Source organism: Chryseobacterium rhizoplanae (assembly GCF_900182655.1).
GTDB lineage: Bacteria > Bacteroidota > Bacteroidia > Flavobacteriales > Weeksellaceae > Chryseobacterium > Chryseobacterium rhizoplanae.
The window spans coordinates 200,699-214,643 of sequence record NZ_FXTC01000001.1; the positions used below are offsets into that span (position 1 = coordinate 200,699).

Sequence of the window (13,945 nt, forward strand, 5' to 3'; positions counted from 1 at the left end):
ACAAAACACCTTCCCTGAATCTTTTGTTTTATCTTTTTATAAGAACATTTCATTCAGTGAAGTTTTTAATTCAAAATTAATATGAAGACACAGAGAATAGGGATTACATTTTCCTCATTTGACTTATTACACGCTGGCCACATCAAAATGCTTGAAGAAGCTAAAACGGTATGTGACTATTTAATCGTTGGACTTCAGATCGATCCTTCCCACGATCGTCCCAACAAAAATAAGCCAAGCCAGACTATCGTTGAAAGATATATCCAGCTGAAAGCAGTAAATGCTGTGGATGAGATCATTCCTTATTATACAGAAGAAGATCTGTTGGATATTTTAAAATCATTTGTGATTGATGTAAGAATCATTGGGGATGATTATATGGACAAAGACTTTACAGGTAAGAAATACTGTGAAGAAAAAGGAATTGAGATCTTTTATAACAAAAGAGACCATAGGTTTTCCACCAGTGATCTGAGAAGAAGAATCTATGAAGCTGAAAAAGAAAAAGATTCCAAAGCTGAACCTGTAAAATAAATTTTCAGCAAAACATATCAGAAATTATAAATAACAAACAGTTGTAAACAAGAGCTTTACAGCTGTTTTTTTATTTTACCGGAAGCAGCTGGAAATTACGTTTTAAGAATATGAAATTACTTCTTTAAGCATATTTTCTATTTAAAGTCCTTGTCAATGAGATCCAGGAAGTCAAAAAACATTTCTTTCCAATGGCTTATTTTGGTTCCGTTTTCTTTTATTTCTTCAAAATTATGATTGCAGTTCAGATACACTTTGCTTTTCAGATTCGTTTTTCTGTGACGGATAAATTCTGCGGTAATTAAGTCACTGGCTTCTATAGGTACTTTATCATCATGGCTTCCAATAGTGACAAATATGGGAATTTTTATCTTCAGAAGATTTTCTATAGGAGGTTCGTTTATTGCAACATTCCATTTGTAGGTATCGCCATTAAAATAATCTTTTACCGAGTCAGGATCTTGATAAACCTGATTATACCCTTTCATCAATTCATCAATTTTATCCTGAGCCTGGATGGCACTTAATTTTCCTTCCTGCATTTGTCTTCTGGTAAAAAGTATATCATTAAATATCTGAGGTGTTGCATTCCCTGCTGAAAAGCAAATATGGGTGATATTTTTGTTGAGAGTGGCTAATTTTGCGACCACGTCACTACCTTCAGAATGTCCAAGCACAGCGATTGTTTTAGCATTGGGGTAGATTCTTTTCTTTATGAAATTAACAACTTTATCGGCAACTTCAGCCCTGTCTAGCACATTATTCCTTCGTGTGAATGTTGGTGAAGGCGTATAGTTATTTAATGTTTTTAAGTAATAGGGCAGTCCAACTTTCTGTATATAAACGAATGCATAATCTTTTGGAAACTCTGCCATTAATTTTTTGGGATAGTTATTGTAACAGCAAGGTTCTGTATCATCACCATTTACCATAGGTAAATCACCGCTTCCATGCAGATAGATGAACACTTTTTCCTTTGGTAAATTATCTGCAGTATAGATATAAAAACGTACTGTGTCACCTTTATCAGGAATGATGTATTCTTTTAATTTTTGTTTTTCAGGAGTCTGTGCCAATAGAAAGATTGGAAAAAAGAGTAGGATCAACAGGATTTTTTGAAATAGATTCATAGGTTATTTTTGTTTTAGAAAATAGATCTGTATTTTTCTTGAGTACTCTCTTTTTATTTTTATGGGATAAATATAAATCTTTTAACTTTATTGTCAGATGTTTATCTTCATATTTCACAAATTTATAATTAAACAAACAAGTAAGCATTCATAAAAAATCCCGAAAGTACTTTTCGGGATTTTATTTTTGTTGTATTACATCGGGCCGCCTTGTTGGTCGTCTCCGGCTGCATTGGAATTGATATCCTTTTTCTTTTTAGGCTGATCTACTTTTTCACCCTGTTTGAATCTATAGGTTAAAGAAATAGAAAACTGTCTTGGCTGCCACTGCATATAGTTTCTTCTTGTGTAATCCTCATTGAAACTAAGTACTTCTCTGCTTCTCGTATTGAAGATATCCTGAATATTAAAGGAAATTGTTCCGTCTCCTTTCCAGATCGTTTTGGAAGCACCAAGGTTCAGCGCATACATATCCTGAGTATTCTGGTTGGCAGATTTCTGCGCACCTCTATAGAATCCCTGCAACTGTACACTTAGCGTTTTATCAAGTTTAAAGGTTGTATTAAGACGTGCTCTGGTAGAAAAACCATTTCCTGTAAAATCCATATTTCGGGTTTGCTGCAACTTATTTTTATCAAGAGCATCATAATAAGCAATTCCGGTGGTTTTATATCCGAACATGTCTAAGCTACCCATTATTTTTAACCACGCAAATGGGTCGTAAGTAAAGTTCAGATCTAAACCATAACGTTCGTCATTTCCAAGGTTGATAGGTTTTGTATAGAATACTCCCAGACTTTCATCAGGTCTGTACACTAGCATTTTAGTATCATCAGTGGCGTGTCTGTAGTATAAGGTAGGATTAATCGTAAACTTTTTTCTTGTAATATTATATCCTACTTCAAATGAATCTACATATGACGGGTTAAGATCTATGTTTCCTTCAAAAATATTCTGGCTGTTGCTGTAATTCGGGAAAGGAACCATGAAGAAAGATCTTGGTCTGTCTATTCTACGGGAGTAATTAACCAAAATCTGATTGTTCTTAGATACATCATAGCTTAAGAATACACTCGGAAATAAATTGTTGTAGTTCTTTGTTTTATTTAATTGCGGATCATTAGGATTTTGATTGATGTAATTGATCTTTACATTGGAAAGTTCATCTCTTAAACCAAGCTGATAAGCAAATTTTTCTCCGATTTTACTTTTAAACTGTAAATAAAAAGCATTGAAGATTTCTCTGTAATCCGTATCGTTATTATAGTTCGGGATATAAGGATTATTGGACGTACTGCTTACAAAATTATTATAAGTATTATCATTCACATCTAATCTGTATCCTGCCTCAATTTTAGACTGTTCTCCTATTGGTAATTCGTAGTCTGCTTTCCCGATAATTGTTTTGCTTACAGAATGTCTTCTGGTAATATCCTGTGTATCCGGAAGCAGGTCATTGGTTTCAAGAATATCTGCATTATTATTGCTTCTGTTTCTCTGTAAACTTAATGATACTGATAAATTCTGACCGTTATCATCAAATTTGTGATCTACCCCTACATCTCCCTGGAAAGCAAGGTTATTAAATATCGTTTTAGATTCTCTTTGTCCGTAAGGGTTTAATAATTGCCATGTTCCCGCAGTTCCATTCGGATCTGACGGATCTTTGAAAAATCTGTGGAAACTGTCATACGTCTGAAGAAGCTCATTTCCGTCTCCTTCAAAAGTTCTTACCAATCCTGTTACATTGATCGATGTTTTCTCAGAAAGATCATACACAAAACCCGCACTTACATTATAATTTTTGTTATATGTTTTACTGGTCGAGTTTTGCAATTGATGTACAAGAACATCATTAGGCTGCTGATTAGGAAGGATCTTAGGAAAAGTAATATTGTGATATGTAGTTTCCGAATTATTTTTCGTTTTGTTTTCTGTGTAGCCGCCGCCGCCGTTTACAAACCATGTCCAGTTATTTTTTCTCCAGCTCAGGTTGGTATTAAGCGAGGTTCTCGGGAAATATCCTAAAGATCCCACAACACTACCATTAAACCCGATTTTCTTGTTCTTTTTAAGGATAATGTTCAGAATACCGGAAGTTCCGCTTGCTTCAAATTTAGAAGAAGGGTTGGTAATAACTTCAATTCTTTCAATCTGATCAGCCGGGATACTTTGCAGAGCATTGGCACCATCATCTATTCCCAGAAGGGCAGAAGGCTTTCCGTTGATCAGAAATTTTACGTTGGTACTTCCTCTCATAGAAACCGTTCCGTCTGTATCTACAGAAACTGAAGGAACATTGGTCAGAACATCCTGAAGATTTCCTCCTTTACTCACGATATCCTGTGAAGGATCATATGTTTTCTTGTCAAGTTCTACTTTATAGGGTTTCGCTGCTGAAGCGGTGATCACAACACCCTGGATTTCTTTTGTTTTTCCATCAACAGTAGAAGAAGGCTCTGCTTCAATAGATAATGCACCAATATTACCTGCTGCTGTAATATTTTTGCTGATTACGCTTTTTTTGTAATCAATAGCCTCTACTGTGATATCATAATCTCCTGGTATAAGCTCAAGTTTATACTGTCCCTTTTCATCTGTCAGTACAGCATCACTTAAAGTTTTGTTGGTCTTATTGCTGAAAGTTACGGAAGCGTAGGGAACCGGTTGATTTTTTTTGTTGACAATGATTCCTGAAACTCCAGCCTTCTCCTGTGCAAAAGCCATCGCCGCCGCTGAAAGTACTAACGTAAGTCCTAAAGTTTTTCTGGTGAAAATATTGACAATTTCTGTCTTATTCTTCATAGGTTATTTTTTTGTATAAAATCGTGAAAGGATAACCCATAACATTTTGAATACCGATATTGGTTTGATTTTCAAAACATTATGATTGTTTATTGTTTTTCTAACTGTATAAATTTTAGGTGCTTTCTAAACTTATTTTATATTTTTTGAGTTGAGCCAGTCCTGGTAAGCCTTTGCATTTACAGCATGTTCTTCAGCACTTGCCGTAAACTTATGGTATCCAAACCTTGCCGGATCAGCACACATAAATATATAATTGTTGTTTTCAGCATTTAAAACAGCATCAATTGAATTCTTATCCACTACACAGATCGGTCCCGGAGGAATACCTGCATTTGCATAAGTGTTGTAAGGTGATGGTGTAGACAAATGCTTATATAATACTCTTTTAATAGATTCTTTAAAATTCGTCTGCTTATTGATCGCATAGATCACCGTAGGGTCAGACTGAAGTTTCATCCCTTTTCTGTAACGGTTTAAATACAATCCGGCAATCGTTTTCATTTCATCTTTTTTTCCTCCGGATTCCTTATAAACAATAGAAGCCAGTGCATAGATCTGATCTCTTGTAAGGCCAGACTGCTGTTCTTTGTTTTTTCTTTCACTCGTCCAGAAATCATTGTACTGATTTTCAAACTTTGAAAAAAATTCTCTTGGGCTTACAGTCCAGAAGAAATTATAAGTATCAATGAAGAAATATTTTTTTAGATCTTCAACATTTTTATAGCCTTTCTCCTGTGCCACAGCATCCAGATCATTTATAAAATGTAACGAATCAATTTCCGTTTTTTTGGTCACCTTACCAATCATCTGATACATATCTCCAAAATCCCCGATTCTGTAAGAGTTTGCTGTCTGGTTCCCTGCTTTGATCATATTAACAAGGTTCTTGTTTCCTGTTCCGCTCTGGATATGATAACGTCCTGCTTTGAAATTGGTATCAAGACCTTTTTCTTTAGCCACAGCTTCAAAAGATTCCCTGTCTTTAATATAAGGAGCAATAGAATCGAGGATCTGTTTAAAACCTGCTCTGTGAGGAATCAGAACATATCCGTCTTTTTCTACGTTATTTCCTAAATATTTATTATAAAATCTCAAACCAAAAAATCCTGCGGCTGCAAAAACCAGCAGAATGATAATGAGAATAGCTTTTTTCATTCTTATAAATGTTGATTAAAAGTTTTTGTTTTTAAAGAAGATCTGTTTTACCTCTAAAAACTTGCTTTGCAGGACCTTCCAGCCAAATATTCTGGAATGTATCTCCGCTTTTTTCAGCATATACTTTAAGGTTTCCGCCTAAAGTTTTAACTTTTACAGAGGTTAGATTATGTTTTTGAAGAAAAGTTAAAGCAGAAGCTGTAACTCCTGTTCCACAACTGTAAGTTTCGTCCTCAACGCCTCGTTCATAGGTTCTTACAAAAATTTCATCATCAGAAATTTTTTCTACAAAGTTTACATTGATACCCTTTTCTTTATAATTTTCAGAATTTCTGATACCATATCCTTCGTCATAAACGTGGTAATCTTTCAGATTTTCTACGTATTTTACATAGTGGGGAGATCCTGTATTCAGAACAAAGTCATTTCCGTCCTGTGAAATAGAGTCTACATTAATCATTTTCAATTTGATGATCCCGTTATGGATTTCTGCTTCATGTTCGCCATCTGTTGCAATGAATTTGCATTTATCTTCAAAGATGTCAAGGAAAAAAGCAAAAGCTACAAGACATCTTCCTCCGTTTCCGCACATAGTACTTTCTCCTCCGTCAGAATTGTAATAAACCATTTTGAAATCATAGTTAGAATCGTTTTCCAAGAGAATAAGGCCGTCAGCACCTATTCCGAAACGTCTGTCACATAATTTTTCAATACTGTTTTTATCTTTGGTGAATTGCAGATCACGGTTGTCTACCATTACGAAATCATTTCCTGTTCCCTGATATTTATAAAATTCCATATTTTTTTGTCTAAATGAAGAAGCAAAATTAATATATTTAAAATGAAAAACGAACAGTGTTAGCTGTTCGTTTTCTTATTTATAATCGTTTTATCTAAAGCCGCCTCCGCCGCTCTGTTGTCTGCCTGAACTAGTGCTTTGGCCGCTGGAGCTGTTTCTGAATCCACCGCCGGAAGATTCTGATCTGCCACTGTTTTGGCTGCCGCTGTTCTGGTTTCTGAATCCACTGTTATTTTGGTTCCCCTGATTATTCTGGTTACCGCTGTTTTGGTTTCTGAACCCGCCATTAGAATTTCTGAATCCGCTGTTGTTTTGGTTCCCCTGATTGTTCTGATTACCATTATTCTGGTTTCTGAACCCACTGTTACTATTGGAATTTCTATTATTATTGAATCCTCCGTTATTATTGTATGAACCGTTACCGTTCGTTGTACGTGTGTTCTGGAATCCGTTTTGAGGTCTTGATGAAGAATTAGATCTTCTTTCTACATAGACTTTTCTTCTGGAATTGTTATAACTGTCATAGTAATAAGGAATTCCATTATCATAGTAGTAATTAACGTTGTTTCTGTAATAATAGCCGTCATTGCCCCAATATCCGCCGCTTCCGTAATATCCGGAAGGTGCATAGTAATACCCGTTGTTATAATAAGGATCTCCATATCCATAATTTCCGTTACTTCCGTATCCGTCGGTATATGCTAAACAAGAGGTTAAACTGGTAATAGCAAAAATACTGAATGCTATTTTAAATAAATTTTTCATGACTTTATTGTACTTTTTTTTCTTTAAAACTTTTTTTCCAATTGACATATCCTAAGATAGCCATTATAGTAAATACCAAATATTGAACCGAAGTGATTCCAAGTCCCTTAAAAATCATCATAGGGATGCAGATAATATCTCCGATAATCCAGAAAATCCAGTTATCAATGCGCTGTTTGGCCATCAACCACATTCCTACTAAAAATATTGAAGTGGTGAAAACATCCATCCAATTTGCCCAGTCCAGATGATACAATCCTAAACTGGTTCCTTCCATAGAAAACTGATTGTCAATATAAGGTTTATAATAATAAATAAAAGTCACCAGTGCCAGACTCAGTATAAAAAGCAGGGCTGCATAGATCCATTCTTTTTGGGTAGCCCACGTAACTTCTACATGAACATGATCTTCAGAATTTTTTGCCCATAGAATCCAGCCGTAAATACTCATGACAGTATAATAGACGTTAATCATGCAGTCTCCCAACAGCCCGGCATTGAAAAGAAGGTATACGTAGATCAGGGTTGAAATAATGCCGGTAGGGTACACCCATATATTTTTCTTAATGGAAAAAAATACGCTCAGTATTCCGAAAATTGCACCTGATGCTTCCAGCATAATCTGTAAAGAATCATAGCTTTCATAAGGCTTTACAAAAAGATCATATAAATTCATGCAATCAAAAATAAGCAAAAATATGGACTTTTTAAAATGGATTTTATAATGTGTTGTTCAGGTTTTAAATACTTTAATGTAAAATAATTAAGGAAAGTTTAACGATAAACGTGGGAGTTCCTAAATTTTTTATATTTTCGTAAATCCTTAATAAATAAAAAAACATGTCGAAAATTTGGGTTAAAAAGCCACTAAGTGCCTATGAGGCAGATATGAAGAAAAGTGAGCTGAAAAAAGTCCTTGGAAAATGGAGTTTAACAGCAATTGGAGTGGGTGCTATCATTGGAGGTGGAATCTTTGTTCTTACCGGAACAGGAGCCTATTATCACGCAGGACCAGCGCTTGCCATTTCCTTTATCATAGCAGGTATTGCCTGCGTTTTTGCTGCATTGTGCTATGCAGAGTTTGCATCCATTATTCCTGTAGAGGGTTCAGCTTATGCTTATGCCTATGGAACGGTGGGAGAAATTTTTGCATGGGCCATGGGGTGGTGCCTCATCCTCGAATATGCCATGGCGAGTATGGCTGTTTCCGTGAGTTGGTCCGGATACTTTAACAAATTTTTGAAAATCTTTAATATTCATTTACCGGCTTATCTTACATCAGATCCCGCCAGTTATACAGGAGAGGGCTTTTCAATGAACCTGCCGGCATTCATTCTTGTTCTTTTAATTACTGCATTATTGGTAAAAGGAACTAAAGAAGCAGCTGGAGCTAATAACCTGATTGTTTTGATGAAAACTTCTGCCGTTATCTTTGTAATTATTGCAGGAGTCTATATTATTTTTTCTAATACTGATCTTTACAACGCTGTAGATGGTGTTAAAAACTGGAAACCTTTTATTCCGGATCAGGTACAGATCAAGAATTCTGAAGGAGATCTGGTCTCTGCCTATGGTATTAAAGGAATTATTTCCGGAGCAGCCGCTATTTTCTTTGCATATATTGGTTTTGATGCCGTTTCTACACAGGCAGGAGAGGCCATTAATCCTAAAAAAGATGTTCCTTTCGCTATTATTGCATCACTATTGGTGTGTACAGCGCTTTACATTTGCGTATCGCTTGTACTGACAGGAATGATGCATTATACAGACTTTAACCCGGAAGGAAAATATCCTGATGCTATTAAAGCACCTGTAGCCTATGCATTTGAAATTGCAGGAAAGCACTGGGCAAGTAATATAGTAACTATCGCTGCAACAGTAGGATTGATCTCTGTAGTAATGGTAATGATGATGGGACAGTCAAGAATTTTCATTGGTATGGCAAAAGACGGGTTGATTCCCGGATTCTTCGGTCAGCTTCATCCAAAAACAAAAACACCTTACAAAGGAATCATTTTGTTAGGCGTTGTAGTGGCATTGATCGCAGCATTTACTCCAATTTCAACATTGGCAGATATGACGAGTTTCGGAACCCTGTTTGCATTTACACTGGTTTGTATTGCCGTTTGGGTGATGAGAAAAAAAGAACCTAATCTGATCAGACCATTCAAAGTTCCGGCTTATAAAATAGTTGTAGCATTAGGAGTGTTTATCAATATTTATTTGATATTTAACTTAAGTGCTCATGCATTGGAACTTTCTGCTGTATGGTTGTTCTTAGGAGGTTTGGTATATTTCCTTTACGGAAAATCAAACAGTAAATTGAACAATCCTGAAAAATATCAGAACCAAGAGTAATCATAATATAAACCGCTTCGGCGGTTTTTTTTGTCCCAAAATTATATATATGAAAAAGATTTTTTCCATTTTACTTCTGTCCGCAGGACTTATGGCATTTTCCCAACAGGTAGAAAGCCTTGAAACTATTCTCAACGATAAAATCAGCATCAGAGCGCTGGAATTATATGACAACAAGGTCTGGTATAGCGGTACGGATTCCAAGTTTGGGTTTGTAGATCTTAAAGATTATAAAAATCAGAAGCAGATTGAGCTGTCTGAAGAAAAACTTCAATTCAGAACATTAGCACAGAATAAAACTGCTTTCTACGCAATCAATATTGAGAGTCCCGGCCGTTTCTTTGCCATCGATAAAAAAACGCTGAAATCACAGGTTGTTTTTAAAGATACCGCAAAAACTGCTTTTTATGATGCTTTACACTTTGTGAATGATAAGCTTGCCTTTACCTTCAGCGATGCAGATAAAGATCTCCTTTTGAAACTGGCTGTCTATAAAAATGGAAGATGGAGCATGTTTAAGAATAATGTAAAATTAAACGAGGGCGAGGCCGCATTTGCCGCCAGTAATACCAATATTTCATCATCTGAAAAATACCTTTGGATTGCGACGGGAGGAAAAGCTTCAAGAATCTTAAGAATGAATTTTAAAGATGAAAAATTTGAAATCTTCAACACACCAGTTGTACAGGGAGAATCCTCACAAGGTATCTATTCCATTGATTTTTTTGAAGACCGTTTCGGGATTGCAGCAGGAGGTGATTATACAAAACAGGATGCTAATGTCAATAATATTGCAACCACTTATGATGGTGGGGAAACCTGGCAGATTCAGGCTTCCGGACAGAATGCAGGATATACAACCTGTGTGAAAATTAAGCCCGGATCAAAAGGAAAAGAAGTCATTGCAGTTGGAGACAAACACATCAGCTATTCCTCAGATTTCGGAAAGACCTGGAAGAAAATTTCTGATGAAAAAGGCTTTTTCGTCTGCCAATGGATAGATGGTGATCATGTAGCTCTTGCAGGAAATAGCAGAATTGCAGTGATGAAATTAAAATTTTAAATATAAGGTATAGAATTTATCACTATTTGCCAAAAGCCTGACCATACGTATTTAGACTCATTATAAAATACAACCTAATATAATTCATAGGTTAAAATTCATAACTAATGGTTAATTTTGTAAGATGAAATTTTAATGATGTTAAATTTCATGCCCTTATAAATTTTAAATTTCAAAATGAACTCTTTAATAGATAAGTATAATATTCCCGGACCGCGTTACACTTCTTATCCTACCGTTCCATATTGGGATGAATCAACATTTTCACCGGAAAAATGGAAGGAAACGGTAATCAGGTCTTTTCATGAAAGTAATGCAGAGGAGGGGATTTCTATTTATATCCATTTGCCTTTCTGTGAGGCTTTGTGTACGTTCTGTGCATGTCATAAGCGTATTACCAAGCAACACAGTGTTGAAGTGCCTTATCTGGAAAGCGTTTTGAAAGAGTGGAAACTTTATCTTGACCTTTTCAACGAAAAACCTAAACTGAAAGAATTACACTTAGGGGGAGGAACTCCTACGTTTTTCTCTCCTGAGAATTTAAAGACATTGCTGGAAGGGATTTTTTCAACCGTAGATATTGCAGAACATCCGGAATTCTCTTTTGAAGGGCATCCTAACAATACCACGAAAGAACATCTTCAGACTTTATATGATCTTGGTTTCAGAAGAGTGAGCTTTGGAGTTCAGGATTATGATCCTAAAGTTCAGAAAGCGATCAATAGAATCCAGCCTTTTGAAAATGTAAAAAATGTTACAGAATGGGCGAAGGAAATTGGTTACAGGGGAATCAGCCATGATCTTGTATTCGGACTTCCGCATCAGAATTGGGAGGCGATGGAACACACGATCAGAAAAACAATGGAGCTGAAGCCGGACAGACTTGCCTTCTACTCTTATGCACACGTTCCATGGGTAAAAGGAGTGGGACAGAGAGGTTTTGATGAAAATGACCTGCCAAGCGGAGAAGAAAAACGCCGTTTGTATGAAGATGGTAAAAGACTGCTTCAGGATTTAGGATATATTGAAGTAGGGATGGATCACTTTTCTCTTGAACATGATGATCTGTATCAGTCTTTGATTCATAAAAAACTTCACAGAAATTTCATGGGGTATACTTCAAGCAAAACCCAGCTGATGGTAGGGCTTGGTATGTCTGCCATTTCAGATTCATGGTATGCTTTTGCCCAGAATGTAAAAACGGTTGAGGAATATCAGAAAATGGTTGAAGAAGGTGAGATTCCTGTTGTAAAAGGACATGTTCTTAGCGAAGAAGATCTGATTGTAAGAAGACATATTCTGAACCTGATGTGCCAGCTTGAAACTACTTTTGATGTCAACAATTCTTTCCCGGAGCTTGAAAACGCCTTGGAAATGTTGAAAGAAATGGAAAATGACGGATTGGTTGAGATTAATGGAACTGAAGTTAAAATTACAGAAGCCGGACGAGCTTTCACAAGAAATGTAGCCATGGTTTTTGACCTGAGAATGATGAGAAATAAGCCTGAAACAAGGATTTTCTCAATGACAATATAAAGAAAAGCGGTTCAGATCTGAACCGCTTTTTTATTGCGTTAAAATTGATCTTATCATTAAGCGCTATGTTCACAAAGATTTTACAATACTTATCTGTCTTTTTTGTTCGCAAGGCCACTGCGTTTAGCAAACTTCTTCTGCTTAGTGAAACGCCTTTGCGACCCTCTTCTTAGAATTTAAAAAATCTTAGCGTTTCGTCTGCGTTTATAACAAAATAGTATTATTTGATAATCAACTTCTGACTGTAAGACTTCAATTCTCCGGATTTCAGGTTAATGTAATAAACTCCGGCGGGTATTCCTGAAATATTGATTCCTTTTCCATTAGAGATTTTACCTGCTTCCAACACTTTTCTACCTTCTGCACTGATGATTTCCAGGGTTGCTTTCTTATCTTTCACCCCATCAATAAAAATTTCTTTGGAAGCAGGATTAGGATACACTTTTACGGTAGCTAAAGTATTTTCCTGAGTTCCTAAAGTCCCTGTGGATATTTTAAAAATTTTCCCACTGTTCACAGCGGCTACGTACAGCCCTTTCTGATAATCTTCTCCGAAAGTAGAAAAATTATTTCCGGAATAAGGAGTCGTCCATGTGATAGTGTTATTGCTATCCAGAATTCCGATTTGGGTAGAGCAGTAATCTGCAAAAAAATATTTCCCCTGAAGTGACGGATATTGAGCTCCTCTGTAAACATAACCACCGGTGATAGAGCATTTTCCACCTGAATGGTCATATACGGCAACAGGGAAGGTCATTGTAGACTGTGCAGCACATCCTGCTGTATTATAGGCATTATTTCCTTCATAACAGCGCCAGCCATAGTTTAAAACGGCTTGTGTTATAGGCATTTTATTGATTTCTTCTATAGCTCCCTGGCCCACATCTGCAATCATCGCATTTCCTGTAGTCAGGTCAAAGGAAAACTTCCAGGCATTTCTGAGGCCATAAGCCCATATTTCATCAGCACCAGCTACGGTTCCTGCGAAAGGATTATCCGGAGGGATATTATAAGGACCTGTAGCATCCACGTCTATTCTCAGCATTTTTCCAAGCAATACATTTTTATTTTGGGCATTATTATTCGGATCCCCGCCGCTTCCTCCATCTCCGGTGATGATCCAGAGTTTTCCGTCTGGAGCAAAATGAATGCTTCCTCCATTGTGATTGTCGAATGGTTTGGGAATGTTGAGCAGGATTTTTTCAGAAGCAGGATCAGCCACGTTAGGATCAGTTGAACTGACGCTGTATCTTGCAACGATGATATTGCCTGCGGGGTTGTTATAATATACAAAAAAATACCCGTTGGTGGCGTATTGTGGGTGAAAAGCAAGTCCCAGAAGACCTCTTTCACCACCAAAAATTATTTTTGAACTGATATTCAAAAAATTAGTGGTATTAATTGTCCCGTTGGGTTGAATAATTTTAATAATTCCGTTCTGCTGAACAACAAAAAGCCGGCTGTCATTGGCGTTTGTAATCTCTACCGGGCTGGTAAGTCCCGTGGCAAATTCTTCCAAATTAATGCTTTGAGAATTAGCAATTAAAGAAGAAAAAATACTAATGGTAAAAAGTAGTTTTTTCATAATATTTTGAGAGTTAGTGTGTTGGGGAAGTGAATGAAAATTTTGTACCAATCAAATTTTGAAGACTTCATTATGATAGCATGAAAAAATTGTTAAATCTTAAATAGAACTCAGAATACCAATATATCTGAAAATAAACCATTTCTGTTGTTAAAAATTCATAAAATACAAGAAAATCATTATATTTGCCGACTTAATTTAACGTAGTTATA

11 protein-coding genes are annotated in these 13,945 nt (G+C 36.1%); 4 read left to right on the forward strand and 7 right to left on the reverse strand.

All coding sequences use genetic code 11. From position 1 onward, the window contains the following. Nucleotides 1-81: 81 nt before the first annotated feature. Nucleotides 82-534 (forward strand): adenylyltransferase/cytidyltransferase family protein, encoded by a 453-nt coding sequence (locus FN817_RS00880; RefSeq protein ID WP_047423355.1) that lies wholly within the window; start codon nucleotides 82-84, stop codon nucleotides 532-534. A 137-nt stretch (nucleotides 535-671) separates the two neighbouring features. Here FN817_RS00880 and FN817_RS00885 read toward each other — a convergent pair whose 3' ends face one another. From FN817_RS00885 to pnuC, 6 genes are all read right to left on the reverse strand, one after another. Beyond that, complete coding sequence (locus tag FN817_RS00885) at nucleotides 672-1,664, reverse strand: acyl-CoA thioester hydrolase/BAAT C-terminal domain-containing protein (protein WP_142716305.1); 993 nt, start codon at nucleotides 1,662-1,664, stop codon at nucleotides 672-674. A gap of 195 nt (nucleotides 1,665-1,859) precedes the next feature. Beyond that, entirely contained in the window at nucleotides 1,860-4,469 is a 2,610-nt protein-coding gene (locus FN817_RS00890; protein ID WP_142716306.1) for a TonB-dependent receptor domain-containing protein, read from the reverse strand. A gap of 132 nt (nucleotides 4,470-4,601) precedes the next feature. Further along, on the reverse strand, nucleotides 4,602-5,627 hold the full coding sequence (mltG, locus tag FN817_RS00895) for an endolytic transglycosylase MltG (protein ID WP_047423349.1): 1,026 nt from the start codon (nucleotides 5,625-5,627) through the stop codon (nucleotides 4,602-4,604). A gap of 31 nt (nucleotides 5,628-5,658) precedes the next feature. Next, a complete protein-coding gene (gene dapF / locus FN817_RS00900) occupies nucleotides 5,659-6,426 on the reverse strand; it encodes a diaminopimelate epimerase (RefSeq protein ID WP_047423348.1) in 768 nt (255 codons plus the stop codon). Nucleotides 6,427-6,516: 90 nt separating this feature from the next. Continuing rightward, nucleotides 6,517-7,191 (reverse strand): hypothetical protein, encoded by a 675-nt coding sequence (locus tag FN817_RS00905; protein WP_142716307.1) that lies wholly within the window; start codon nucleotides 7,189-7,191, stop codon nucleotides 6,517-6,519. A 4-nt stretch (nucleotides 7,192-7,195) separates the two neighbouring features. Beyond that, complete coding sequence (gene pnuC, locus FN817_RS00910; RefSeq protein ID WP_142716308.1) at nucleotides 7,196-7,867, reverse strand: nicotinamide riboside transporter PnuC; 672 nt, start codon at nucleotides 7,865-7,867, stop codon at nucleotides 7,196-7,198. A 164-nt stretch (nucleotides 7,868-8,031) separates the two neighbouring features. Between pnuC and FN817_RS00915 the strand changes: the two genes are divergently transcribed. The 3 genes from FN817_RS00915 to hemN all read left to right on the forward strand — a co-directional run bounded on the left by FN817_RS00915 (nucleotide 8,032) and on the right by hemN (nucleotide 12,148). Further along, nucleotides 8,032-9,549, forward strand: coding sequence for an amino acid permease (locus tag FN817_RS00915; protein WP_142716309.1), 1,518 nt, complete (start codon nucleotides 8,032-8,034; stop codon nucleotides 9,547-9,549). Between the two features lie 49 nt (nucleotides 9,550-9,598). Further along, nucleotides 9,599-10,612: a WD40/YVTN/BNR-like repeat-containing protein gene (locus FN817_RS00920; protein ID WP_142716310.1), complete on the forward strand. Its 1,014-nt coding sequence runs from the start codon at nucleotides 9,599-9,601 to the stop codon at nucleotides 10,610-10,612. 177 nt (nucleotides 10,613-10,789) lie between these two features. Further along, on the forward strand, nucleotides 10,790-12,148 hold the full coding sequence (gene hemN / locus FN817_RS00925; protein WP_142716311.1) for an oxygen-independent coproporphyrinogen III oxidase: 1,359 nt from the start codon (nucleotides 10,790-10,792) through the stop codon (nucleotides 12,146-12,148). Nucleotides 12,149-12,368: 220 nt separating this feature from the next. Here the strand turns inward: hemN and FN817_RS00930 are convergent, their stop codons facing one another. Continuing rightward, complete coding sequence (locus FN817_RS00930; protein ID WP_142716312.1) at nucleotides 12,369-13,733, reverse strand: PQQ-dependent sugar dehydrogenase; 1,365 nt, start codon at nucleotides 13,731-13,733, stop codon at nucleotides 12,369-12,371. Nucleotides 13,734-13,945 lie beyond the last annotated feature (212 nt).